The 25161-nt window shown below is 70.1% G+C and carries 19 protein-coding genes (1 of these 19 only partly in view); 9 read left to right on the top strand and 10 right to left on the bottom strand.

What is annotated here, in order from left to right; translation table 11 throughout:
• Positions 1-114: 114 nt before the first annotated feature.
• Positions 115-582, bottom strand: a complete 468-nt coding sequence (locus tag HHAL_RS01800) for a rhodanese-like domain-containing protein (RefSeq protein ID WP_011813168.1) — start codon at positions 580-582, stop codon at positions 115-117.
• Between the two features lie 101 nt (positions 583-683).
• On the opposite strand from HHAL_RS01800, the gene dinG reads away from it, so the two are divergent.
• On the top strand, positions 684-2819 hold the full coding sequence (gene dinG, locus HHAL_RS01795; RefSeq protein ID WP_011813167.1) for an ATP-dependent DNA helicase DinG: 2136 nt from the start codon (positions 684-686) through the stop codon (positions 2817-2819).
• Between the two features lie 76 nt (positions 2820-2895).
• On the opposite strand, the gene HHAL_RS01790 is transcribed toward dinG, so the two are convergent.
• The 7 genes from HHAL_RS01790 to HHAL_RS01760 form a co-directional block, all read right to left on the bottom strand.
• Positions 2896-4368, bottom strand: a complete 1473-nt coding sequence (locus tag HHAL_RS01790; protein ID WP_011813166.1) for an SLC13 family permease — start codon at positions 4366-4368, stop codon at positions 2896-2898.
• Positions 4369-4508: 140 nt separating this feature from the next.
• The gene (locus tag HHAL_RS13400) at positions 4509-4712 is read right to left on the bottom strand and encodes a TonB-like protein (protein ID WP_011813165.1); all 204 of its coding nucleotides are present in this window, start codon (positions 4710-4712) and stop codon (positions 4509-4511) included.
• 88 nt (positions 4713-4800) lie between these two features.
• The gene (locus tag HHAL_RS01780) at positions 4801-5298 is read right to left on the bottom strand and encodes an NfeD family protein (protein WP_011813164.1); all 498 of its coding nucleotides are present in this window, start codon (positions 5296-5298) and stop codon (positions 4801-4803) included.
• A gap of 65 nt (positions 5299-5363) precedes the next feature.
• The gene (locus tag HHAL_RS01775; RefSeq protein WP_011813163.1) at positions 5364-7787 is read right to left on the bottom strand and encodes a glycoside hydrolase family 65 protein; all 2424 of its coding nucleotides are present in this window, start codon (positions 7785-7787) and stop codon (positions 5364-5366) included.
• Positions 7784-8581: a trehalose-phosphatase gene (gene otsB, locus HHAL_RS01770; protein WP_011813162.1), complete on the bottom strand. Its 798-nt coding sequence runs from the start codon at positions 8579-8581 to the stop codon at positions 7784-7786. The genes HHAL_RS01775 and otsB overlap by 4 nt, the downstream gene beginning before the upstream one ends.
• 19 nt (positions 8582-8600) lie before the next feature.
• Positions 8601-9344 (bottom strand): beta-phosphoglucomutase family hydrolase, encoded by a 744-nt coding sequence (locus HHAL_RS01765; RefSeq protein WP_049751370.1) that lies wholly within the window; start codon positions 9342-9344, stop codon positions 8601-8603.
• A gap of 91 nt (positions 9345-9435) precedes the next feature.
• Entirely contained in the window at positions 9436-11895 is a 2460-nt protein-coding gene (locus HHAL_RS01760) for a sensor domain-containing protein (protein ID WP_011813160.1), read from the bottom strand.
• Between the two features lie 282 nt (positions 11896-12177).
• Here HHAL_RS01760 and HHAL_RS01755 point away from each other — a divergent pair, with 282 nt between their 5' ends.
• Positions 12178-13398, top strand: a complete 1221-nt coding sequence (locus HHAL_RS01755) for a YeeE/YedE family protein (protein WP_011813159.1) — start codon at positions 12178-12180, stop codon at positions 13396-13398.
• Between the two features lie 89 nt (positions 13399-13487).
• The gene (cysB, locus tag HHAL_RS01750; protein WP_011813158.1) at positions 13488-14489 is read left to right on the top strand and encodes an HTH-type transcriptional regulator CysB; all 1002 of its coding nucleotides are present in this window, start codon (positions 13488-13490) and stop codon (positions 14487-14489) included.
• Here cysB and HHAL_RS01745 read toward each other — a convergent pair.
• Both HHAL_RS01745 and HHAL_RS01740 read right to left on the bottom strand, forming a co-directional pair.
• Positions 14486-16045: a phospholipase D family protein gene (locus HHAL_RS01745; RefSeq protein ID WP_011813157.1), complete on the bottom strand. Its 1560-nt coding sequence runs from the start codon at positions 16043-16045 to the stop codon at positions 14486-14488. The genes cysB and HHAL_RS01745 overlap by 4 nt on opposite strands.
• Positions 16042-16920, bottom strand: coding sequence for an EamA family transporter (locus tag HHAL_RS01740; protein ID WP_011813156.1), 879 nt, complete (start codon positions 16918-16920; stop codon positions 16042-16044). The genes HHAL_RS01745 and HHAL_RS01740 overlap by 4 nt, the downstream gene beginning before the upstream one ends.
• Positions 16921-17163: 243 nt before the next feature.
• Between HHAL_RS01740 and HHAL_RS01735 the strand changes: the two genes are divergently transcribed.
• The 6 genes from HHAL_RS01735 to HHAL_RS01710 form a co-directional block, all read left to right on the top strand.
• Entirely contained in the window at positions 17164-17967 is an 804-nt protein-coding gene (locus HHAL_RS01735; protein ID WP_041594999.1) for a MotA/TolQ/ExbB proton channel family protein, read from the top strand.
• Positions 17964-18704 (top strand): OmpA family protein, encoded by a 741-nt coding sequence (locus HHAL_RS01730; RefSeq protein ID WP_011813154.1) that lies wholly within the window; start codon positions 17964-17966, stop codon positions 18702-18704. Before HHAL_RS01735 ends, HHAL_RS01730 begins: the two co-directional genes overlap by 4 nt.
• An 80-nt stretch (positions 18705-18784) precedes the next feature.
• Positions 18785-20758: an ATP-binding protein gene (locus tag HHAL_RS01725; protein ID WP_011813153.1), complete on the top strand. Its 1974-nt coding sequence runs from the start codon at positions 18785-18787 to the stop codon at positions 20756-20758.
• A gap of 213 nt (positions 20759-20971) precedes the next feature.
• Complete coding sequence (locus HHAL_RS01720; RefSeq protein WP_011813152.1) at positions 20972-22576, top strand: BCCT family transporter; 1605 nt, start codon at positions 20972-20974, stop codon at positions 22574-22576.
• Between the two features lie 63 nt (positions 22577-22639).
• Complete coding sequence (locus tag HHAL_RS01715) at positions 22640-23851, top strand: MFS transporter (RefSeq protein WP_011813151.1); 1212 nt, start codon at positions 22640-22642, stop codon at positions 23849-23851.
• A 128-nt stretch (positions 23852-23979) separates the two neighbouring features.
• Positions 23980-25161: the 5' portion of a putative bifunctional diguanylate cyclase/phosphodiesterase gene (locus HHAL_RS01710; protein ID WP_011813150.1), read on the top strand. It continues 516 nt past the right edge of the window; 1182 of the gene's 1698 nt are visible here — the first part of the coding sequence; its start codon is at positions 23980-23982; the stop codon falls past the right edge of the window.

The following is a 25161-nucleotide window of genomic DNA, read 5'->3' as shown; positions in this document are numbered from 1 at the left end:
GCGGCCCCCGGGTTTTATTGTGGGTCATGGTCGGCTGGGGGCGCGTAGCTTTGATATCGCTCAAACGGTAGACAGGAGTTTGAGGGTTATCAATGATGTATTTGTTGTGCTGCTTTACCGCCCGTTCGGGGGGACCGGGTCGTAGCCCAGGTGCATGAGCCGGACGATGCCGCCCTCGATGTTGATCACCGGCACATCCAGGTGGCGGGCCAGCATCCGCCCGGCCTGTTGGGTGCGGCTGCCGGTGCGGCAGATCAGGGCGATGGGGGTGCCCGCCTCCAGGTGCGGCTCCAGTGCCTCGAGGAAGGAGTCGGGGTTAGAGAAGGTCAGCTGCACGGAGCCTTCGACGACACCCGTCTGTTGCCACTCGTAGGGCCTGCGGATGTCGATGAGCACCCCGTCGAAGGCGAGCAGCGCCTCCAGGCTTGGGGCTACGGAATGGTAGCCGGCGCTGGCCGGCCCCACCGGGACGGCAATCAAGGCCAGCAGGGGAAGGGCTACGGCATGCCGGCGCAGGCCCTCGGGGGTCGGTAGTCGGTGGGCGGCGTGGTGCCAGTAGGCGCGAAGCTGGTCGATCAACATGCGCGCAATATATGGAATAACGTATACCCAGGCAACCCCGCCGCCATCGTCCGGCCATCCCTCGCTCCCGCTGACCGGCCGCCGGCGGTTAGACTGGCGCCATGCCCGAGCCTGATATCACCGACACCATCGCCACCGCCTACCGCCGGGTCCGCGACGAGATGCCCGGATTCCGCGAGCGGGAGGCGCAGAAACGCATGATCTGGGAGGTCGCCAAGGCCTTCGATGCGGATCACCCCCACCGCCTGCTGGCCATCGAGGCGCCCACCGGCACCGGCAAGAGCCTCAGCTATCTGCTCGGCGGGGTACCCGTGGCCCGGAGCCGCGACCTGCCGCTGGTCATCGCCACCGCCACGGTGGGCCTGCAGGAGCAGATTCTCCACCAGGACCTGCCCAAGCTGGCCCGCTACGCCGGCATCGAGGTCGACGCCACCGTGGCCAAAGGCCGCGGACGCTACCTCTGCCCGCGCAACCTCAACGAGCTGGTCGGCCAGTCCGGGCAGGCTGAGTCGGGGGCGCAGCAGGCGCTGGCCGGCGAGGTCCTGGGCACCGCGCGCTGGCCGCGCCCGCCGCAGCCGGGCGAGCCCGAGCAGCTGCAGGCGATGGCCGAGGCCCTGGACGGGGAGCGCTGGGGCGGCGACCTGGACGAATGGGCCGACGGCGTGGCCGACGACCTGCGCCCGATGATCACCTCCACCAGCCACTCCTGCTCCGGGCGGCGGTGTGCCCACTTCGAGGGCTGCCCGGTCTACGCGGCCCGCGACCGGGTGGCCCGCGCCGAGGTGGTGATCACCAACCACGATCTGCTCCTCGCCGACCTGCAGCTCGGCGAGGAGCAGGGCGGCGTGCTGCTGCCGCCCCCGGAGCAGGCGCTCTACGTCATCGACGAGGGCCACCACCTGGCCGCCAAGGCGGTGCAGCGCTTCGCCGCCAGTGCCCGCGTGCAGGCGGCGCGGACGTGGCTGGAGGAGGGCGAGGGCGTTGCCACGGACACCGCGGCGGTGCTGCCGGACGACACGGCCGGCGAGCCGCCGGACGCCGAGGCGCAACGGCTGCAGGAACGCCTCAGCGAGGTGGCCGCCGCACTGCAGGAGGCGGACACCTTCCTCCAGCACAACTACCGCGCCGACGCTGAGGGGGAGCGCTGGCGCTTCCGCGCCGGCCAGGCCCCCGACCCTGTGCGCGAGCTGGCCGGGCGCGTGGCCGACCCGGCGCGGGGACTCCACGAGGCCCTGCAGGCGTTCACCGATCGGGTCTACAGCGCCCTGGAGGCGCAGCGCGGCGACACCCAGGAGCTGGAGCGCCAGCTGCCGCGGCTCGGCTTCCTGCGCGAGCGGGCGGCGAACCTGGCCACCACCTGGCAGCTGCTCGGCGAGCAGGAGGCTGCCGGCGTGCCGCCCGTGGCCCGCTGGGTGGAGCGCCAGGCGGAGTCGGACGGTGCCGTGGATCACCGGGTCTCGGTCTCGCCGGTCTCGGTGGCCGGTGAGCTGGCCCGGCGGTTGTGGGATCGCTGTGCCGGTGCCGTGATCACCAGCGCCACGCTGAGGGCGCTGGGGCGCTTCGATCACCTGCGCAGCGATCTCGGTCTCCCCGAGGACGACGCCCTCATCAGCCAGGGGTGGCTGCCATCCCCCTTCGACTACAGCCGCTCGCTGCTCCACGTACCGGCGCTGCGCAGTGACCCGCGCAACGCCGAGGCGCACCTGGCCGAGGTCTGCCAGTGGCTGCCGGAGCTCCTCGACCCTTACGAGGCGGCGCTGGTGCTTTTCACCAGCCGCCAGCGCATGGAGCGGGTGGCCCAGGCCCTGCCGGAGACCCTGCGTGAGCAGCTGCAGTGCCAGGGCGAACGTTCCCGCGAGGCGATGCTCGAGCGCCACCGCGAGGCCGTCGATGCCGGGCAGGGGAGCATCCTGTTCGGGCTGGCGGGCATGGCCGAGGGGGTGGATCTGCCCGGCCGCTACTGCGATCACGTGGTCATCGAGCGCATCCCCTTCGGTGTTCCCACCGAGCCGGTGATCGCCACCCTCGGCGAGTGGCTGGAGGATCAGCAGCGCTCCTCCTTCCACACCCTCAGCCTGCCGCGGGCCTCGCTGCGCCTGATCCAGGCCTGCGGCCGGCTGGTGCGCTCGGAGGATGATCGGGGGCGGATCACCATCCTCGACCGTCGGGTGGTGACCCAGCGCTACGGTCGTCAGCTCCTCGACGCCCTGCCACCGTTCCGCCGCCGCCTCGACTGATCCCCCCCAACGAAAAAGGCCGCCGACCCCGGCGGGTCGGCGGCCTGGCTGCGGGGAGGTGCACTCCCCGTCGGGTTTACTGCTTCTCGATGATGGTGGTCAGCTCCACGCCGAGGGCCACCGGCAGCAGGAAGTAGACGAACAGCGTGGTCAGCACGATGGTGACCAGGTTCAACAGCAGCCCGGCGCGGGCCATGTCCGGCACGGTCAGGGCCCGGCTGCCGAAGACCACGGCGTTGGGCGGCGTGGCCACCGGCAGCATGAACGCGCAGGAGGCAGCCACCGCCACGGCGGCCATCAGCACCAGCGGGTTGAAGTTGGTGGCCACGGCCAGCGCACCCATCAGCGGGATGAACACCGTCGCCGTGGCGGTGTTGGAGGTCACCTCGGTGAGGAAGACCACCAGGGCGACGCAGGCGGCGATGATCAGGAAGATGGAGACGCCGTCGAGCACCTGCAGGCCTTCGGCCAGGCTCTCGGACAGCCCGCTGGCCCCGAAACCGGCCGCCAGAGCGAAGCCGCCGCCGAACAGCAGGACGATGTCCCAGGGGATCTTCACGGCGGTGTCCCAGTCGAGCAGGCGCTGCCCTTTCTCCTTGCCCGAGGGCAGCAGGAACAGGGCCAGGGCACCGGCCATGGCGATGCTGGCGTCGCCGAACTCGTCGAGGACGCCCTCGGGCAGGAAGCCGCGGGACACCCAGGCCAGGGCCACCAGCACGAAGACGGTCAGCACGCGGCGCTCGGCCGGGGCCATGCGGCCGATCTCGGCCAGCTCCTGGCGGATGGTCTCGCGGCCGCTGACCAGATGCCCGATGCCACGGCAGTGGCGGCCAAAGGCCAGGTAGACCCAGGCGATGCCCAGGAAGAGGATCGACAGCGGCAGGCCGAAGGCCATCCAGCCGGCGAAGGTGATCTCGATGTCGTAGAGCTCCTGGGCCTGACCGGCGAGCACGGCGTTGGGCGGCGTGCCGATCAGCGTGGCGATGCCCCCGATGGAGGCGGCGTAGGCAACGCCGAGCATCAGCACCACGCCGAAGCCCCGGGGCAGCTCCTGGCCGTTCTGCTCAGCCTCCTCCTGGCTCTGCTTGAGCACCGCCAGGGCGATGGGCAGCATCATCATCGCCGTGGCCGTGTTACTGATCCACATGGACAGCCCGGCGGTGGCGAGCATGAAGCCGAGGATGATCCGTCGCGGTGAGGGGCCGACGAGGTTGATGGTGTGCAGGGCGATGCGCCGATGGAGGTTCCAGCGCTGCATGGTGACGGCGATGAAGAAGCCACCCAGGAACAGGTAGATCAGGTGGTTGCCGTAGGCCTCGGTGACGTCGCCGACCTCCATGACCCCCAGCAGCGGGAAGGCGACGATGGGGACCAGGGCCGTGGCGGCGAGGGGCAACGCCTCACTGATCCACCAGATGGCCATCAGGATGGCGACCAGGGCGACGCTCCACTCCGCCTGGCTCAGTTCTCCCGGCGGACCGATCAGGAATCCGGCCAGTGCGACCACCGGCCCCAGGAACAGTCCAATGCGCTGCCTATAAGACTCCATGCATGCCTCCATCAGGGATCGAAGAGCGCATAAGGTGGACCAAAAGGCCGGTGCCCCTCAATAGCCCAATAAAAACGGGGTCCGAGTATTGTCTCGAACCCCGTTTCGCAGCACCGGATACGGGGCTGGGTCCCGGCCGGTTACCAGCCCATGTCGCCCTCAGGAGTCGGTGCCGGCTCCTGCTCCGGCATCGGCTGCTGCTCCGGCTCGGGCGCCGGCGCTGGCTCCTGCTGCTCCGGCTCGCCCCACGGGTCGTCGGTGGGCTCCGGTTCGTCGCCGGTGCCGGCGCAGCCAGCACCGAGCAGCAGGGCGAACAGCGCAATGATTCCTAGCTTATAGGGCATGGGTGACTCCCCCTGTTGGGTCGGTTTCCAGGTCGTAGACGCTGTGATGCGTCTCCCCCCACAGAGACCATACTGGGGCGGTTCGGGTTCACGCCTGGGCGTCGTCGAGTCGTGCCCCCACCGGGGCATCCACCGGGCGGACGATGGCCCGGGTCCCCTCCAGCCGGACGATGCGCACCGCGCTGCCTGGCTCGATCTCGGGCTGGTCGGTGGGGTCGGGGATGGCCATCAGGTGGTCGCCGAAGGCGCGCACGCGCAGGTGACCGCGGGCGTCGTAGTAGGCCTCGAAGGCGGTGCGGCGCAGGGCGCTGTCGTCGGCCGACGGCGGCCCGCCGCCGCGCCCCATACGCCGGAAGACCCAGACCATGAACGGCAGAGAGGCCAGCCCGGCCAGGATGGCCACGGCGATCTGCGCCACCAGCGGGGCGCCGAACAGGGCCATGGCCATACCGGCGAAGGCCATGACGGCCAGGGCCATGAGCACCCCGGCGGCGCCCCCGGCGAGGAGAATCTCGATGCCGAGCAGCACCACCGCCAGGGTGAGCCAGACGGTCCACAGCGATTGCGGGTCATTCATCGGGTCCATGGGGCCTCCACACCGGGTCCGGATCCCACGTTAGCGGCCGCGGCGGCGGGAGGCCAGTCCCGCCGCTAGCGCTCGTAGGCCAGTTCCAGGGTCTCGCCCTGGTGCAGGTCGTGGATCCGGTCGCGGTAGCCAATGCGCACCGGTGGCCAGGGCCCTTCCTCCAGCCGCAGGGTCAGCCGGGTGTGGTTGATCACCAGGTGGATCCAGTGGCCGCGGTAGTGGATCTTGTGCTCCACCTCGTGGAGGCCGTCGGGCAGCATCGGGTCGAGCCACAGGACGCCGTCCTGGGGCTCCATGCCGGTGTAGCCGCGCAGGGCCAGGTCCACGGTGCCGGCCATCGCCCCGAGGTGGATCCCCTCCTTGGTGGTGCCCCCCTGGCTATCGCCCAGGTCGCTGATCAGGGCGTTGCCGAACAGATCCCAGGAGCGCTGCCGGTCCGAGCGCGCCAGCACCCAGGAGTGGACGATGTTGCTCAGCGTCGAGCCGTGGGAGGTGCGGGCCTCGTAGTAGGCGATGTTGCGCGGGATGGCCTCGGCGTCCAGCTCGTAGCCCATCTCGGCCAACAGGCTCTCAATCTGCTGTCGGGGGAAGAGGTAGAAGAGCATCAGCAGGTCGGCCTGCTTGCTCGCCTGGTAGCGGTTGATGTCCTCGCCCTCGGCCTCGAGGATGCGGTCGAGCCGCTGGATGTTGCCGTAACGCTCCCGGTAGCCGGCCCAGTCCAGCTCCTCGAGCTGCTCGTAGCCCTCGAACTGGCTGATGATGCCGTCGCCGTGGAAGGGGATGAACATCCGCTGGCCGATCTCCTGCCAGCGGGCCAGTTCCGCCTGGTCGATCTCCAGGCGGTCGAGGAGCTCGTTGCGCGGCGTCGGGCCGATCACCTCCAGGGCCTGCTCGGCGATGTGCAGGCACCAGGCGGCCATGACGTTGGTGTAGGCGTTGTTGGACAGGCCGATGGTGTCGCTGTCCGGGTAGCGGGTGTGGAACTCGTCGGGGCCGACGACGCCGTGGATCTCGTAGCGCTGGCGCTCGGGGTTGTAGGTGGCCAGGCTGGCCCAGAACTGGGCGATGCTCAGGATCATCTCGGCGCCGGCGAAGGCCATGAAGTCGGTGTCGCCGGAGACCTCGTAGTAGCGCCAGATGTTGTGGGCGATGGCGGCGTTGACGTGGCGCTGGCGGTGGGTGTCGTCCGGCAGCCAGCGGCCCGACGCCGGGTTGAGGTGCAGGGTCTGGGTCTCCTCCCGACCGCTGCTGCCGCTCTGCCACGGGTACATGGCCCCGCGCAGACCCTCGGCGCTCGCCGCCCGGCGGGCCTCGGGCAGGCGGCGGTAGCGGTACATCAACAGGGCCCGGCTGATCTCCGGGCTGTGCAGGTTGAGCAGTGGCAGGATGAAGAGTTCGTCCCAGAAGATGTGGCCGCGGTAGGCCTCGCCGTGCAGGCCGCGCGCCGGCACCCCCACGTCCAGGTCGGTGGTGTGCAGCGAGGTGGTCTGCAGCAGGTGGAAGATGTGCAGGCGCAGCACCGTCTGCTCTTCGGCATCGCCGTTGTTGTCGGTGTGCAGTGTTACATCCCAGCCGCGCCAGTAGCGCTCCCACGCCTTGGCGTGGGAGCGCAGCAGCTCATCGAAGCCCGGCGCCCGTTCCACCGCCGCCGTGGCGTCGATGCCCGGCTCGCAGATCGCCCGGTCGCGGCCGCTGTACAGGGCGGCGACCTTCTCCACCCGGATCGGCTGCCCCGGTTCCGCCTGCAGGGTCAGGTCGTGGCCGAGGTAGGCATCGGTCTCGACGCGCTCGCGGGCCTCGGGCCCCCGGCCGTCGGCCTGCCAGGCCCGGGTGCGTGCGGCGTTGGCCAGGTCGATCCGGGACTGGTTGGTCATGCTGCGCAGCAGGACCGCCTCGTCGCTGAAGAATTCGGTGGCGAGCACATCCAGGTGGCGGGTCTCCAGGGCCCGGTAGCGGGCCACGCCCAGGTTCTCGACGCCGCCGTCGATCCCCGAGCGGATGTGCAGCGCCCCGGTCCAGTTCACCGGCTCCAGCTCCCAGTGGATGGCCGCCAGGTGGCTGTCGCCCATGTGCATCAGGCGCCGGCTGGTCAGTCGGGTCTCGCGCCCGGCCGGGTCGCGGAAGTGCAGGTGCCACGTGAGCACGCCGTGGCGCAGGTCCAGGGTCTGGCGGTAGTCCAGCCACTCCACGGTATCGAAGTCGAGCCAGTCGCCTTCGGCGGGGCGGAAGTTCAGGCAGAGCCAGTTGGGCAGGTTGACCAGGTCTTCGTTCTCGACCCCGCGGCCGGAGACAGTACTGGTGCGCCGGTTGTAGCCGCCGGCCATGTAGGTGCCGGGGTAGTGGGTGTCGCCGGGGGCGGCCCCCTCGAAGGCGCCGCGGGTCGCGAAGCGACCGTTGCCCAGCACGCAGATGGCCTCGCGGTGTTGCTGCTGTTCGGGCAGCCAGCCCTGGTAGGTCAGTTGCCAGCCTTCGGTCTCGGGTAGCGTCATCGCTCCAGCCCCTTCAGCATCTGCTCGAAGAATTGGCGGACGGCGTCCACGTCGGCCACCCGGTAGTCGGCGGCGGTGGCCCGGTCGAGGTCGCCGACGAAGATGCCGACGCCCCGGCCCTCCAGGGCGCGGAAGGCGTGCTCGTCGGTCCAGTCGTCGCCGATGTAGATGGGCAGGGTGTCGCCGTTGTTCAGGGACAGGGCCTCGAGCAGCCAGAGCACGGCGCGGCCCTTGTCCCAGGCGACATCCGGCTGCAGCTCGAAGACGCACTTGCCCGGCCCGCAGCGCAGCCCCGGGTGGCGCTCGAGGACCTCGTCGACGGCCGCGCGCACCGCCGCGACCTGATCCTCCGGGGTGTTGCGGTAGTGTACGGCCAGGGCGAAGCGCTTGCGCTCGAGCAGGGTGCCCTCGACCTCCGCCAGGGCCGTGTCCAGCGCCTCGGCCGCCGCGGCCAGGGCCTCAAGGCCGGCCTCCGCCTCCTCGTTGCAGCGGTGGACGCCGCCGGGGCCGACGATCTCGAAGCCGTGGCTGCCGGCGTAGTAGACCGAATCCAGGCCGACGAAGCGCTGCAGCGCCTGCAGGTCGCGGCCGCTGACCAGGGCGACCGTCTGGCGGGCCGCCAGCGCCTCCAGGGCCTGGCGCATGGCCGGATCGAGCTGCGCATCGGCCGGGTTGTCGACGATCGGTGTCAGGGTGCCGTCGTAGTCAAGAAACAGCGGCGTGGTCCGCCCCTCCATGCGAGTGTAGAGTTCATCGCGTACCGCCGGCTCGAACAGGTCCCGGGGGGAGTGCATCGCTCGCGCCTCCTGTGCCTCAGCTCAGTTCGGTCAGCGCGGTCACGGCGATATCGGCGCCGTGCTCACGCAGGACGTCGTGGTTGTCGTGGCGGGCCACCCCTACCACTAGGGCGAAGGGGCCGGCGGCCCCGGCCTGCACGCCGGAGATGGCGTCCTCAAAGATGACGCTCTGCTCCGGCGCTACACCCAGCCGTTCGGCGGCCACCAGGAAGATGTCGGCGTCCGGCTTGCCGCGCAGGCCCAGCTCGCGGGCGGTCTCGCCGTCCACCCGGGCATCGAAGAGCGCCTCGATCCCGGCGGCGCGGATCATCGTCCGGCAGTTGCGACTCGAGGAGACGATGGCCGTCTTCACCCCGGCCGCGCGCCACTGCTGCACCCGCTCCAGCCAGTCCGGGAAGACCTCCACGCCGTCGCGTTCGATGACCGTCTGGATCAGCTGGTCCTTGCGCTGGCCCAGGCCGTGGATGGTGTCGCGCTCCGGCGGGTCGCCGTCCTCGCCCTCGGGGAGTTCGATGCCGCGGGCGGCGAGGAAGCGGCGCACCCCCTCCTGCCGGGGCAGGCCGTCGACGTGTTCCCAGTATTCGGTCTCGGCGTCGAAAGGCCGGTAGGGCGTGCCGGTCCGCGCGGCGTGTTCCTGCAGGAAGGTGTCGAACATCTCTTTCCAGGCCCGCGCGTGTACCGTGGCGGTACGGGTCACCACACCGTCCATGTCGAAGATGGCGGCCCGGTAATCAGCGACCTGGACGGCTGAAGGATCCATCAGTTTCAATTTGGCGCACCTCTCCCTGGTTGTGCAAGGGCTTATGCAGTATTCCGCACTGCCCCCCGGCGGCGCGCAGCGCGCCGCCGGCCTACGGCGCCGGGTCCGGTGGGCGGAGCTGCTCCAGTGGGGCGGGCCGCGCGAGGAAGAAGCCCTGGCCCTGCAGGCAGCCGGCCTCCTGCAGGGTGCGACGCTGGGCCTCGGTCTCGATGCCCTCGGCGATCACCTCCAGCTCCAGGCTCTGGCCGAGGGCGAGGATGGCGCGGGTGATGGTCGCCCCCCGGGAGGGTTGATCGACGTTGTCGATGAAGGAGCGGTCGATCTTCAGCCGGTCCACCGGTAGGTCCTTGAGGTAGCTCAGCGCCGAGTAACCCGTGCCGAAGTCGTCCACCGCCACCCGTACACCGTGCCGGCGCAGCGCGTCGAGCCGCTCGATGATGCGCTCGTCGGTGTTGACCAGCAGGCTCTCGGTGATCTCCAGCTCCAGGCGCTCCGCCGCCAGCCCGGTCTCCTCCAGGGTGCGCATCACCCGCTCGACGAAGGTGGGGTCGGCCAGCTCGGGGGCGGTGATGTTGATCGCCAGGCGGCCCCAGTCCTGACCGGCGTCGAGCAGGGTCTGGTACTGCCGGCAGGCGCGCTGCAGCACCCAGGCGCCGAGCTGGCACATCAGCCCGGTGCGCTCGGCCACCGGGATGAAGCGCCCCGGCGAGATCGGGCCACGCCGCGGATGGGGCCAGCGCAGTAGCGCTTCGAGGCCGATCCAGCGTCCGCTGTCCAGGTCTACTTGGGGCTGGAAGTGCAGGGCGAGCTCCTCGCCGGCCAGCGCTTGACGCAGCTCGGCACCGAGTTCGATGCGCTCGCGGGCGCGCTCGGTCAGCTCCTCGCTGAAGAAGCGGTAGCTCACGCCCTCGCTCTTGGCCTCGTACATGGCCGCGTCGGCCTGCTCGAGCAGTACATTGGCCCCCTGGGCCTGGTCCGGGAAGGTGCTCAGCCCGACGCGCAGGGTGATCGGGATCTGGTGGCCGTCGATCTCCAGCGGCGCCTCGGCGGCCTCAATCAGCCGCTCGGCGGCGCTGGCGGCATCGTCGGCGGTGGCCAGCTGCGGCAGCAGCACGCCGAACTCGTCACCGCTGAGCCGGGCCACGGTGGCCGAATCGCCCATGGCGGAGTCCAGGCGCTCGCCGACGATGCGCAGGGTGCGATCGCCGATGGCGTGGCCGAGGCTGTCATTGACGGCGCGGAAGTCGCTCAGATCGACGACCAGCACCGCCACGGCGTTCTCATTGGTCCGCTGGCGCTGGTGTTGGCGTAGGGCCTGTTCCAGGCGGTCGTGGAAGAGCAGCCGGTTGGGTAGCTCGGTGAGCGGATCCAGGTGAAGGACCCGTTCGAGCTGGGTCTGGTACTCCTTGATCCGCGAGATGTCCGAGAAGACCCCGATGTAGTGGGTCGGGCGTCCGGATTCATCGCGCAGTTCGCGGATGGTGGCCAGCTCGGCGAAAGTGGTGCCGTCGTTGCGGCGGTTCCAGATCTCGCCGGTCCAGTAGCCGTGGCTGCGGATCGCCTCCCACATGGCCTGGTAGAAGGCTGGGGTGTGGAAGCCGGAGGCGAGGAAGCGGGGGTTGCACCCCAGGGCCTGATCCTCATCGTAACCGGTGATCTGGGTGAAGGCGTGGTTGACGGCGACGATGTTGGCCTCGGCGTCGGTGATGATCACCCCCTCCCGGGCCTCCTCGAAGACGATGGCCGCCTGGCGCAGCTCCCGCTCGACGCGCTTGCGTTCAGTGACGTCGTGGAGGTTGAGGACGAAGGCCGGCTTGCCCTCCCAGCGCATGGTCCGGGCGCGCATCTCGACAATGCGGTTGCCGTTGCCGCTGGTGTGCAGCTCGATCTCTGCAGGGCTCCCGGTGGCCACCGGGAAGCCGAAATCCTGGCCGATCAGCTCCGCGGGCGAATGGCCAGTCAGGGTGCCGGCAGTGGCGTTGGCGTAGACGATCCGGCCGTGCTCGTCCACAACCAGGATGCCCTCGGCGGTGTTGCTCAGCACGCGGTCGAGCTGGTGCTCGCGCTCCCGGGCCCGGGACTCGGCTACGCTGAGTCGGTGCTCGCGCCGGCGCTGCTCGGTGACGTCCTCGAGGATGTGCACCGACTGCTTATAGTGGCCGGTGGCGTCGGTGACGGCGAAGGAGCGAGAGATGAAGACCTCGCCGCTGGGTAGGGCCAGCTCCTCGGTGATCTCCCCGCGGTGGTTGCGGTGCTGGCCGCACCCGCCCTGATCCATGGCAGCCCGGCAGCTGGGCAGTGGTCCGTCCCCATGCGGGAAGACTTCCCAGTAAGGGCGTTGGCGGAACTCTTCGGGGGTTAGCCCGGCGCGCTCGGCGTAGGCCCGGTTGGCCGCCAGGATGCGGTAGTGCTCGTCGTGGATGAAGACCGGTTCGGAGATGGCGTCCAGGGCACGCAGCCAGTCGCACTCCGCTGATCCCCATGCGGCGATCGTCGCCGGCGTGGCGGTGGTACCTGGCGGGTGTCGAGTGGGGTTGCTGTTGCCCGACAAAGCCGTTCCTCGCTGGTGGTCCGGAACAGGGTCTGGACGACCCCAATGTTTCAACCCTACCACGAAGTCAACAATCAGCGGGGCGGGCGTGTGGCAATTGATCCCCGGCGCCGCATTCGTGTCCCGGGTGGGCCGATGAGACCCCCTTCCGGAGGCCCCGCGCCGGAATATGCATAGGCCAAAGCGTTCTTTCACGGCGCCGGGTCGCCCGGCGTAGCCTCTCGATCCAGGCGGTCCCGCGATCCGACGGGGCCGGTGCCCATCGATACGGGAGGCTCTAGCATGTCGTCATCCATCACCCTGACCGCGCGGGGCCGTGTCGCCCCGGTGGCCGGTTGGGCCAGCCTTGGCCTGCTGGCCATCGGGGCGCTCTACCTCTGGCAGTTCATCAGCCCCACCCAGGCCGCTCTGCTGATCGTCGGCGGGGCATTTGGCGTGGTGCTCTACCACGCCGCCTTCGGCTTTACCGCGGCGTGGCGGGTGTTCATCAACGAGCGCCGCGGGCGCGGGCTGCGGGCGCAGATGGTCATGCTGGCGGTGGCGGTGGTGCTCTTCTTCCCGCTCCTGGATGCCGGCTCGGCCTTCGGCAACGAGCTCAGTGGCTACGTCTTCCCGGTGGGGGTGGCCGTCGTGGTGGGCTCTTTCCTGTTCGGGGTCGGCATGCAGATCGGGGGCGGCTGCGCCTCGGGGACGCTGTTCACCGTCGGCGGCGGCAACGCACGGATGGTGATCACGCTGCTCGGCTTCATCCTCGGCTCGGTGATCGCCACCCACCACGTCGACTGGTGGTGGGATCGGCCGGCCTTCGAGGCGGTGTCGGTGGTCGAGGGGCTGGGGGTGACCGGCGGTCTGGCCCTGAGCCTGGCGTTGTTCGCCACCATCTATGCAGGCACCGTGTACTTCGAACGCCGCCGCCACGGCGCGTTGGAGCAGCCGGCGGCGGCCGAGCGCGCCGGTTGGCAGCGGTTCCTGCGCGGCCCGTGGCCGCTGATCTGGGGGGCGGTGGCCCTGGCCCTGCTCAACGCCCTGACCCTGATCCTCTCCGGACGGCCTTGGGGGATCACCGCCGCCTTCGCCCTGTGGGGCGCCAAGGGCTTCGAGGCGGTGGGCATCGAGGTGGCCCAGTGGGGCTATTGGCAGCTGCCGGGTAACGCCCGGGCGCTGGAGGCCAGTGTGCTGGCCGACGCCACCTCGGTGGTCAACTTCGGCATCATCCTCGGCGCGCTGCTGGCGGCGGTGCTCGCCGGGCGCCTGGCGCCGAGCCTGCGCATCCCGCCCCGGGCACTGGCGGCGTCGATCATCGGTGGCCTGTTGCTCGGCTACGGCGCGCGGCTGGCCTTCGGCTGCAACATCGGCGCCTACTTCGGCGGCATCGCCTCGGGCAGCCTCCACGGCTGGGTGTGGCTGGTCTTCGCCTTCCTCGGCAATGTGGTCGGGGTGCGCCTGCGGCCCTGGTTCTTCGGCGACGAGTCGCGGCAGTCGCGCCAGCCCGCCTCCTGCTGAGCCGGATCCGCAGGTGTACGCTGGAAAGGGGCCGGCCCGGCGAGGAGGCGGGGCCGGCCCGCGACCATCCGGCGCCACGAGGGACGGCCATGAAGCTCAGGCAGCTGCAGTTCATCCACGAGGTGGTCCACCGCAACCTGAATATCTCGGCGGCGGCGGACGCCCTATACACGTCGCAGTCCGGGGTGAGCAAGCAGATCCAGGCCCTCGAGGACGAACTCGGGGTGCAGATCTTTGTGCGCAGCGGCAAGAGCCTCTCCCATCTGACCCCGGCCGGCGAGCGCATCATCGAGGCCACCGCCCGACTGCTCGAGGAGGCGCGCAACATCCGCGCCATCGCCGCCGACTACGCCGGCCAGGAGCGCGGTCAGCTGACCATCGCCACCACCCAGACCCAGGCCAAGTACGCCCTGCCGCGGGTCATCCAGCGCTTCCGCGCCCGCTACCCCAACGTCAGCCTGCACATGCACCAGGGCACGCCGATGCAGATCGCCGAGCTCGCCGCCCGGGGCGAGGTGGACTTTGCCATCGCCACCGAGGCCATGGAGCACTTCGAGGACCTGGTGATGATGCCGTGCTACCGCTGGAACCGCAGCGTGGTGGTGCCCGCCGATCACCCCCTGGCCGAGACCGAGCCGTTGACCCTGGAGGCCCTGGCCGCCCATCCGCTGGTCACCTACGTCTTCGGCTTCACCGGCCGCTCCCAGCTCGATGCGGCCTTCCAGGGCGCCGGGCTCGACCCGGAGGTGGTCTTCACCGCCACCGACGCCGAGGTGATCAAGACCTACGTGCAGCTCGGGGTGGGGGTGGGGATCATCGCCAGCATGGCCTTCGACCCGGACACCGACGAGGGGCTGGTGGCCCGCGACGCCAGCCACCTCTTTGCGCCGAGCACCACCAGCATCGGCTTCCGGCGGGGCAGCCACCTGCGCGGGTTCATGTACGCCTTCATCCACCTCTTTGCGCCGCACCTGACCGAGGCGGTGGTCGAGCAGGCCACCCGGGCGCGCACGCCGGAGGCGCGTCGGGCACTGCTCGAGGCCCTCGAGCCGGCGCTCGACGGCATGGCGAGCCCGCAGCAGCTGGCCTAGAGCTGCGACTCGATGGGCAGCAGGCGCGCGAAACCCGCCACGAAGCGCCGCCACCAGCCGGCCTTGGGGTCGCGGCGGTAGGTGGCGCCGGTGTCGTCCTGCCAGCGCACGGCGCCCCGGTCCGAGAGGTGCAGCTGGTAGGCGAAGCGGGGCTCGGCGGCCTGCTGGAAGATCGCCTCCAGCGTCTCGGCCATCCCAGCATCGCGGACGAAGACCCCCAGCTCCGTATTGATGTGGGCCGAGCGCGGGTCGAGGTTGAAGGAGCCGAGGAAGAACGCGCGGCCGTCGAAGACCGCCCCCTTGGTGTGCAGGCTCGCCCGCGAGGCACCCAGGCCAAAGGCGGCGTCGGCGCGGTAGTGCTGCCAGGCGCTGGGACGCAGTTCGTAGAGATCGACCCCCGCTTCAAGCAGGGTCTGCCGGCGCCGGGCGTAGCCGCTGTGGGCCAGGGCCACGTCGGTGGCGGCCAGCGAGTTGGTGAGGATCGCGACCTCGACCCCGCGCTGCGCCAGGCCGGTCAGCCCGGCGGTGCCCTCGGCACCGGGGATGAAGTAGGGCGAGGCCAGGGTCAGGCGCTCCTCGACGCCGGCAAAGCGCTCGGTGAGGGCGTTGAGCACCGCGCGGGTGGTCGGCTGCCCGGTGTGGCCCAGGGCCTTGCTCGGGTTGTCCACGGCCAGTTCGGCGTCCCGGGTCCAGGTGTAGGCGTCGGTCTCGCGCAGCTGCGCCGGCGGATCGGCTGCGTGGTGGCGCAAGGGGTGGTCGGCCTGCTCGTCGCGCCAGGCGCGCAGGCGTTCCTGGAACCGCTCCAGGGTCTTGGCATTGGCCCGCGCGCGCTGGAGCTGATCGATGGGGATGGCGGCCGGGCTGTTCCAGTAGTCGGTGAAGGCGCGGTCGGCCTGGTGGGCCAGCGGGCCGGCCATGGCCAGGTCGATGTCCATGAAGTTGAACGGATCGCCGGCGTAGAAGTAGGCGTTGGAGATGTTGCGCCCACCGACGATGGCCAGGCGCCCGTCGGCGATCCACGCCTTGTTGTGCATGCGGTGATTGAGATCGCTGGCGCGCAGCAGCAGCTCTACCCCGGCCCGCAGCGCGCCGGAGCGGGCGCGGTAGGGGTTGAACAGCCGCACCTCGGCGTTGGGGTGGGCGTCCAGCGCCGCCAGGGGGCGGTCATTGCCGCGCACGTCCATGTCATCGAGCAACAGCGCCACGTCCACACCGCGTTCGGCGGCGTCGAGCAGTTCGGCGAGGAGCAGGCGCCCGGCCTCGTCGTCGCGCCAGATGTAGTACTGGAGGTGAAGCCGCTGCTCGGCCATGCGAGCGCTGTGCGCCCGCCACTGGTAGGCCTCGAGGCCGCCGGTGATGAGCTGGAAGCCGGTGGCCCCCTGCCGCGCCGCGGGAACCGCCCGGAGCCACTCGGCCAGGGGGCCTTCGGTGGCCGGCAGCCGGGCGGGCTGCTGGGGCGTCTCCGGCGCCTGGTGGACCGGCGCGCAGCCGATCAGGGCGCCGAGCAGGACCAGCGCGGCGCCGCAACGCCGGATCAACGCCCCGGGGCGGCTCACGCCGGTCTCCCGGTGCCGAGGACCGCATAGCGCGAGAAGCGGGCATTGATCCACAGCGCGGCGACGATGACGCCGCCGCCGACAGCCAGACGCAGCAGGTCGGCGTCCCGCTCCCAGAGCAGCAGATTGACGAGCAGCCCGGCGGGGACGAGCAGGTTGTTCATCACCGCCAGCGTGCCACCGTCCACCACCCGGGCGCCCTGGTTCCACAGATAGAGCCCCAGCCCGGACGCTGCCAGGCCCAGCCAGACCAGCACACCCCACTGCAGCCCACTGCTCGGCATCAGGCTCGGGTCGCCGAAGACGGCGAAGCTCGGGGCGGCCACCAGCAGCGCGCCGAGGAAAAAGTAGAAGAAGATGCGGTAGGCCGGCACCTCGATGGGGTGGCGCAGCAGCAGGTGCTTGTACCCCACCTGTCCGGCGGCGAAGGCGGCGTTGGCTACCTGCAGCAGCAGGAAGCCGAGCAGGAAGTCGCCGGTGATGCCGTCGTAGCGGATCACCCCGGCCCCCAGGACCGCCAGCGCCGCGGCGAGCAGCGCCACCGGTGCAAAGCGCCGGTGCAGGGCGTCGTCGAGCAGGGCGACGTACAGGGGCGTGGTGATGGTGAACAGCAGCACCTCCGGCACCGTCAGGTAGGCGAAGGAGCGGTAGAGGCAGAGGTACGTCACCCCGAACTGCAGCGCCCCGAGCAGCATCAGTCCGCCGGTCAGCGGCAGCGACAGGCCGCGAAACCGCGCCAGGGGCAAAAAGACCAGGGCGGCCAGCGCCACCCGGCTGAGGACAGCGAAATCGTCATCCACCTGACCGGAGAGGTACTCGCCGATCAGGCTGAAGGAGAAGGCCCAGAGCAGGGTGACCAGGAGCAGGTACGGCATGGATCGTGGGAACGGAATGGTCAGGTCGGGCGGCGTAGTGTTGGCGAGAGCGCCGCGTGTGACAAGGCCTCGGCCGGTCCCGGGGCGCTGGTCCAGCGCCGCGCACCGGGGGGGCAGGGTGCACGGATCCCCCGGGTCGCTGTGCGGGTGGGGCTGGACCTTGAGGAGCAGTCCGGCAAAATGGGGGCCCGCTCGCCCGTTCCCCGTCGTGGCGAAGGAGCGCGCACATTCTGGAGGCGAACATTGGACAAGGCGACCCTCGGGGGATTGCTGGTCGGGATCACCATCATCCTCATCGCCATCGCGGCCAGCGGTGACGCCGCGCAGTTCTTCTACCTACCCGCGGTGCTCATCGTATTCGGCGGGACCTTCTCGGCGACGCTGATCAAGTTCTCGCTCCACCAGGTGATCAACTCGGTGCGGGTGGCCAGCCAGGCCTTCAAGCGGCGCCAGGATGACCCGGCGGCCCTGATCACCCAGACCAAGGAGCTGGCTACCCTGGTCCGCAAGCACGGGTTCCTCGCCCTGGAGGACGCCGAGGTCCACAACCCCTTCTTCCGCAAGGCGCTGGATCTGACGGTGGACGGCGTGGAGCCGGAGCTGGTGCAGCGCATCCTGCGTGAGGAGCTGGAGCTGTCCATGCAGCGCCACGAGGTGGGCCAGCGCATCTTCCGCAGCATGGGCGAACAGGCCCCGGCCTTTGGCATGATCGGTACGCTGGTCGGTCTGGTGCAGATGCTCGGCAACCTGGAAGATCCGGAGGCCATCGGCCCGGGCATGGCGGTGGCCCTGCTGACCACCCTCTACGGTGCGCTGTTCGCGCAGCTCGTCGCCCTGCCCATCGCCGATAACCTCGAGGTTCGGGCGCAGCAGGAGCACACCAACAACCTGCTGATCATCGACGCCGTGACCTGCATCCACAAGCGGTACAACTCGCGGCTGATCGACGAGGTGCTCTCCAACTACCTGCCGCCGAGCCAGCGCGGTGCCGCCCCGGCGGCCCCGGGGGCGCAGACGGCCACGGACAGCCCCGGGTCCCAGGGATGAGGTACCGCAGCAAGGCAGCCGCCCGCGGGTCGCCAGCCTGGATGACCACCTTTGCCGACCTGATGGCAGTGCTGGTGGTCTTCTTCGTCATGCTCTACACCATGTCCACCATCGACAATGAGCGCTATCAGAAGCTGGCCGAGTCCCTGCGCCAGGTCCTGGGCCCCTCGGTGGTGCAGGAGGACACCCCGCAGGCCGCCCCCACGGTGGTCGACCTGGAAGGGCCGGCGCCGACGCCGGAGCAGGAGGTCCACGACGATCTGCCGCCCGCGGATCCGGAGCATACCGACACCGCGGAGATCCTCGAGGCGCTGCAGGAGGCGCTGGCCGAGGAGCTGGCCGCCGGCGACGTGGAGCTGGGCGAGGGCGAGGACGGCGTGCTGCTGCGCTTTCCTGAGCAGGCCGCCTTCGCCCTGGGCAGCAAGGAGATCAGCGAGCCCTTCGTTCCGGTCCTCGATCGGGTGGCCGGCGTCCTCGCCGATACCCCGGGGTTGATCCGGGTCTCCGGGCACACCGACGACATCCCTATCCGCAGCGACCGCTTCCGCTCCAACTTCGAGCTCTCCACGGCCCGGGCCATCTCCGTGGTCCATATCCTCAAGGACGCCGGCATCACCCCGGAGCGACTGATCGCCCAGGGCCACGGCGAGACCCGGCCGTTGGCGCCCAACGAGACCCCGGAGCAGCGCGCCCGCAACCGCCGGGTGGACGTCCACCTGGTCGACGCCGCCGACTGACCCGGGGCCCCGTTCATGGGCGCACGATTGCCCGAATCAGCGTGTTATCTTTAAATCCTTTTAAATATGCGGAGTCGGTGATGGCCAGTCGCGACGTCCGGGGTGCGAAGCAGGGAGTGGGCGGGCACGAGATCGCGCCCGAGGAATTGCTGGAGATGCTCGAGGGGGCGCCGGAGCTGATCGGCGTCGCCGATCTGTGCTGCGGCCATGAGTTGTACCGCAACCCGGCCATGCGCCGGGTCATGGGCGAGCCGCGCCCGGATATCCCCCTGGAGCAGCGCATTGCGCAATCCCACCCGGAGTGGGCCGTGCGGCGGATCCTCGACGAGGCGATCCCGGCCGCGCGGCGCGACGGGGTCTGGCAGGGCGAGACGACGGTGCGCGCTGTCGACGGGACGGAGTTTGCCGCGTTGCAGACGATCATCGTCCACGCCGATGAACACGGCGAGGTACAACGCTGCTCAACCATCATCCGTGACGTCACCGAGCAGAAGGCGACCGAGCACGCGCTGCGCAAGAGCGAGGAGCGCTACCGCCGGTTCCTCGAAGATTTTCTCGGTGTGGCCTACCAGATCGATCCAGACGATTACCGGGTCGTCCTGCTGAGAGGGGCGGTGGAAGCCATTACTGGCTACGACCGCGCCTACCTGCTCGATCACGGGTACTGCTGGGGGGATCTGATCCACGCCGATGACTGGGAGCGGGTCGCTGCCGAAGACGCCGCGATCCGGCGCCGGGGTGAGCGGGTGGGCGATCTGCGCTACCGCATCCGCCACCGCGACGGATCCACCCGCTGGGTGCGGGATATCTGGCAGATGGTGGAGCTACCAGCCAATGGCCGGCAGGTCTTCCAGGGGGCGCTCTACGACATCACCGAGCGCATGGAACTCGAGCAGGCCCGCGCCCAGGCCGATCGGGATCGCACCACGTTCCTGGCGGCGGTCAGTCACGACCTGCGCACGCCGCTCAATGCCGTGGTCGGCTTCACGGGGTTGTTGCAGGACACCGAGCTGGATGCCGAGCAGCGCCGTTACGTGGAGCTTTGCCGGACTGCCAGTCAGACCCTGCTCGGCCTCGTCGATACCCTGCTCAGCCTCTCCCGGCTGGAGGCCGGGGAGATGCAGCTGGAGTGTGCGCCCTTCGACCTGCGGGCCTTCCTGGAAGACGAGGTCGGGCTGCTGGAGGCCCTGGCTGCCGAGAAGGGACTGAGCCTGAGCCTGCACATCGACCCGGCGGTTCCCGGGTGGGTGGAGGGGGATGCGGTGCGCTTCGGGCAGGTGCTCTACAACCTGGCGAACAACGCCATCAAGTTCACCGAACAGGGCAGCGTGGTCATCACCGTGGAGCCGGCGGACGGCGACGGGCTGTTGCGGGTCGCGGTCCGCGATACCGGGCCGGGGATCTCCGAGGCGGATCAAAAGCGCATCTTCCGCGCCTTCACCCAGGGCGGTGATGTCTTCCGCCGGCAGGAGGGCAGCGGGCTGGGTTTGACCATCTGCAAGGAGCTGGTGCGGCTGATGGGCGGTGATCTTGGTCTGAAGAGCGCCCCCGGGGCCGGCTCCACCTTCCAGTTTACCGCCCGGTTGCCGGCGGTGGAGCCTTCAGCGGCGGATGGCGCCGAAGCCACGGTCGCCGTGGACCGGTCGCACCCGCAGGCGGACCGGCCGCTGCGCGTGCTGGTCGCCGAGGACGAGCCGACCAACGCCCTGCTGATCCGCACCCTCCTGGAACAGCGGGGCTGCCAGGTGACGGTGGTCGAGGACGGCCAGGCGGCGATCGATCACTGTGCAGCCGAGCGCCCCGATCTGGTGCTGCTGGATGTGCAGATGCCCAGCGTGGACGGCTGTCAGGCGCTGGGCCGGATCCGCCAGCACGAGTCGCAGATCGGCGCGGCCCGCACACCGGTGGTGATGTGCACCGCCCACGCCGTCGAGCAGATCTGGGCGGACTGCGCCCGGCAGGGCAGCGACTACATCCTGACCAAGCCGATCGATCGCGATGAGCTGTCCCGTGTGCTGGCCTGGGTGCGGCAGCCCGCCGTAGACGGACACTGACGCCTGGTCGGGCGGTGGCGCGAGAAATCGCCGTTGGTCGCGGTCTCCGCCGCCAACGCCCTGGTTTCCCTCGGGGGCGTGCCTTGAAATTGTGCAAGAGACCCGGTACGGTGCAGGCCCTTTCCCCCGGGGCCGCCCCATGATTGTGCGTCCAAGCCCGTACAGAAGGGGTGGTCGTGGCCTTTCGCACGACGAAACGGAGCCCAACTCCCCATGTCTCAACCCGATTCGGCGGGTAACCGCCAGGCTGTGCCCGAACGGGAGATTCGCGGCAACGAACGCACAGTGATGGTGCTCTCGGGTGGCTTTGTCCTGGCCTTCATCGCCATCGCGGCGGTGGACCTGGACTGGCTGAGCGCAGCGGTGGATACCACCTTCGGCTACGCCACGCAGTACTTCGGCGCGTACTGGCAGCTACTGATGCTCGCCACTTTCCTGATCGCCCTGGTCATGGCCTTCAGCCCGCTGGGCCGGCTGCGGGTCGGCAACGATAAGCCGGATTACAGCAACTTCTCCTGGCTGTCCATGATCATGGCCACGCTGCTCGCCGGTGGCGGCGTCTTCTGGGCGGCCGCCGAGCCCATTGCCCACTTCATGGATCCGGCGCCGCTGTTCGCCGCCGAGCTGGGCATCGAGGGCGGCGAGGAGGGCGCCGCGGTGCCGGCGCTGGCGCAGAGCTTCATGCACTGGGGCTTCCTCGCCTGGTCGATCCTCGGGGCGCTGACCGGCGGCATGCTCATGCAGCTGCACTACCACCGGGGCTGGCCGCTGAAGCCGCGCACGCTGCTCTATCCGCTGTTCGGCGAGCGCATCATGCACGGCACCCCCGGGGCCATCGTCGACACCTTCTGTGTGATCGCTGTGGTGGCCGGCACCGTGGGGCCGCTGGGCTTTCTCGGGCTGCAGGTGGCCTACGGCCTGAGCGATCTCTTCGGGCTGCCGGATAGCGTCTGGCTGCCGGCGGCGGTGCTGCTGGGGGTGATCCCGCTCTATCTGTTCTCGGCGATCACCGGGCTGAACCGCGGCATCCGCGTCCTCAGCCGCTTCAACGTGATGCTGGCGCTCTTCCTGGCCGCCTTCATCCTGCTCTTTGGCCCGACGGCGTTCATCATCGACGGCTTCGTCCAGGGCATGGGCACCTACGTGGATAACCTGCTGCCGATGGCGACGTTCCGCGAGGATCCGGCCTGGCTGGACTGGTGGACGGTCTTCTTCTGGGGCTGGTTCATGGGCTACGGCCCGCTGATGGCGATCTTCGTGGCGCGCATCTCCCGCGGGCGCACCATCCGCCAGATCGTGCTGGCCATGTCGGTGCTCGCCCCGGTGGCCACCTGCTTCTGGTTCGCCATCGTCGGCGGTTCGGGCATCGCCTTCGAGCTGGCCACGCCGGGTGCCATCTCCGAGCCCTACAACGAGGCCGGGCTGCCGGCGGCGATGATGGCCATCGCCCAGCAGATGCCCTTCGGTGCGATCATCGCCGTGCTCTTCCTGGTGCTGACCACCATCTTCGTGGCCACCACCTCGGACTCGATGACCTACACCATCTCGCTGACCATGAGCGAGACCGACGAGCCGGCCACCTGGCTGCGGGTCTTCTGGGGCCTGGTCCTGGGCGTGATGGCGATGATCCTCATGCTCATGGGCGAGGGCGGTGTCACGGCCCTGCAGTCGTTTATCGTGGTCACCGCGGTGCCGGTGTCGCTGATCCTGCTGCCGTCGCTGTGGTACGCCCCGCGCATGGCCATGCACCTGGCCGACGGCGAGGAGCCGGCTATCGACGGTGAAACGGGGCAGTCGGTGAAGCCGACCGGGCGCTAAGCGGCGCCCGGCCTCGGCCGGTGACCCAATACCCAGTCCCGAACGAAAGGAGGCGTCGCGGCCGTGCGGGTGGATTCGGAATACCTGCGGTTTGTCATCGAGAACCGCCGGTTCCTCGGATTCGGCCTGCTGGCCGCGGCGCTCTCCGGCTTCGGGCAGACCTTCTTCGTCTCGCTGTTCAGCGAGCCGATCCGCACCTCCTTTGATCTTGGACACGGTGGCTTCGGCCTCTACTACGGCATCGCCACGCTGGGCAGTGCCGCGGCGGTGGTCTGGCTCGGCCGCGCCCTAGATCGTTTCGACCTGCGGGCCTTTGCGGCGGCCACGCTGATCGGTCTGGCCGTCGGCGCCGCCGTGGTGGGGCTGGCCGGGCACGTGGCGGTACTGCTCCTCGGGTTGTTCCTGCTGCGCCTGTGCGGCCAGGGGCTGATGACCCATATGGCCTTCAGCAGTATGGCCCGCTACTTCGACGCCCGGCGCGGGCGGGCCCTGGGGCTCGCCGCCCTGGGGTTGCCGGTGGCTGAGGCGGCCCTGCCGGGCAGCGCCGTGGTGCTGCTGGCGCTGCTGGACTGGCAGCAGGTCTGGCTGCTGGTGGCCGCGCTGCTGCTGCTTGTCGGGCTGCCGGCGCTGCTCGCCCTGCTGCGCGGACACAGCGCCCGCCGCCGGCGCATCGAACGGCTGGCCGACGAACAGCCCGCCGGGACGGGCTGGCGGCGGCGCGACGTGCTGCGTGACCGGCGCCTGTGGCTCTATCTGCCCGGGGTGATCGCCGCGCCGGCCTCGGTCACCTTCCTGTTCTTCCACCAGGTCCATCTGGCCGACGCCCGGGGCTGGCCCCTGGAGCTGATGGCCGCCTCGTTCCTCGGCTTCGCCGCCGCCCACGTGGTCGGGCTGCTCTTCGGCGGGCCGTGGGTGGACCGGATCACCGCCCGCCGCGCCCTCCCGCTGGCGCTGCTGCCGTTGCTCACCGGCCTGGTGCTGGCGGCGGGGTTCACCGGCCCCTGGGTGGTGCCGGCCTACATGCTCCTGGCCGGACTCTCCGCCGGCGTCGGGGCGCCGGCGATCAACGCCCTGTGGGCCGAGCTCTACGGCATCCACAACCTGGGCGCCATCCGCGCCCTGGCCCACGCGGCGATGTCGGTGGCCACGGCCCTGTCGCCGCCGGCCACTGGCGTGCTGCTCGATTGGGGGGTGCCGGTGGGCGCGGTGATCGGCGGGTTGGCCGGGTTCGTCAGCCTGGCAGGGGTCGCCGCCCGTCTCGCCTTCAGGCTGTAATAGCCAGGGCGCAGCGGCATGCTCATTTTGACTGGTGTCAACTGTAACGTTTGCGTTACGGTGACCCCGTGCGGCACCGTGACGCGGCGCTGCCGCATGGCAAGTTGGGCTAAGGAAGAGGCCCCTGGATGGTACGGATCGACCGCAGTCTGGCGCTTTCCTTGACGCGTTGGCAGTACCCCGGTGGCCTGCAGGGCTGGATGGCCCTGGTCGGGGTCGCTGCCCTGATCGCCGCCACCGCGCTGCTGGTCTGGCAGACCGGCGGCATTCAGTACGCCTTTTCCCACATCATGTATCTCCCCGTCTTGCTCGGTGCGGCACTGTTCGGTCCGCCCGGGGGAGTGCTGGCCGGTCTCGCCGGCGGTCTAGCCCTGGGGCCGTGGATGCCCATCGACACCGCCTCCGGCGAGATGCAGGAGCCGCTCAACTGGATCTATCGGACGGCCTTCTTCATGTTCGTCGGTGGGGTGGTGGGGATGCTCGGCCAGGCGGTTGCCCGCCTGCTCGGCGAGGATCCGGTCAGCGGCGCGCCGAGCCAGCAGCCGTTGCGCCAGGATCTGGGGCGGACGCTGGATCCTCCGGTGCCGGGGCGGACCCCGAACCGTCTCTCGGTGCTGGTGGTCATCTTCGACAACTACACCGAGCTGGTGCACACCTTCGGGCCCGAGGTCGGGGTGCGCCTGATCCGCGGGCTGGTGGGGCGGCTCCAGGCGGCCTGCGGGGCGGAGGCCCGGGTCTACCACCTGCACGGCGAGCGCTTCGCTGTGGTGGTCGATCAGCAGCGGCTCGAGGCCGTGCGCGCCTGCATCCGCGAGCAGGCGGCGGAGCCGCTGGTGGCTGGCGGGGTGCCGCTCTACGTCAATCTGACCTTCGGCCGCGCCGATTACCCGGAGCACGGCCGGCACGCCGAGCAGCTCATCCAGTGCGCCACCATCGCCGGGGATCTGGCCACCCGCCAGGGGGAGCGGGAGCGGGTCTACGACGCCAGCAGCGATCAGTCCAGCCGCGAGAACCTGGTGCTGCTCAGCGGCTTCCGGCGGGCGCTGGCCGGCGGCGAGCTCTGCCTCCACCACCAGCCCAAGTGGCACTTGGGGCGCGAGCGGGTGACCGGCACCGAGGCGCTGCTGCGCTGGCAGCACCCGGAGCACGGGCTGCTGACGCCGGTGCGCTTCATCCCGCAGCTGGAGAACAGCCACCTGATCCACGAGCTCACGCCGTGGGTGGTCCGCGCCGCGCTCCGCGATCTGGCCGATCTCCAGGCCCGGAGCCGCGACTGGCAGGTGGCGATGAACCTCTCCGCTCGCAACCTC

This window comes from Halorhodospira halophila SL1, assembly GCF_000015585.1.
Lineage (GTDB): Bacteria > Pseudomonadota > Gammaproteobacteria > Nitrococcales > Halorhodospiraceae > Halorhodospira > Halorhodospira halophila.
The sequence above is the reverse complement of the archived record's forward strand: the minus strand, read 5'-3'. Positions and strand labels throughout refer to the sequence as shown.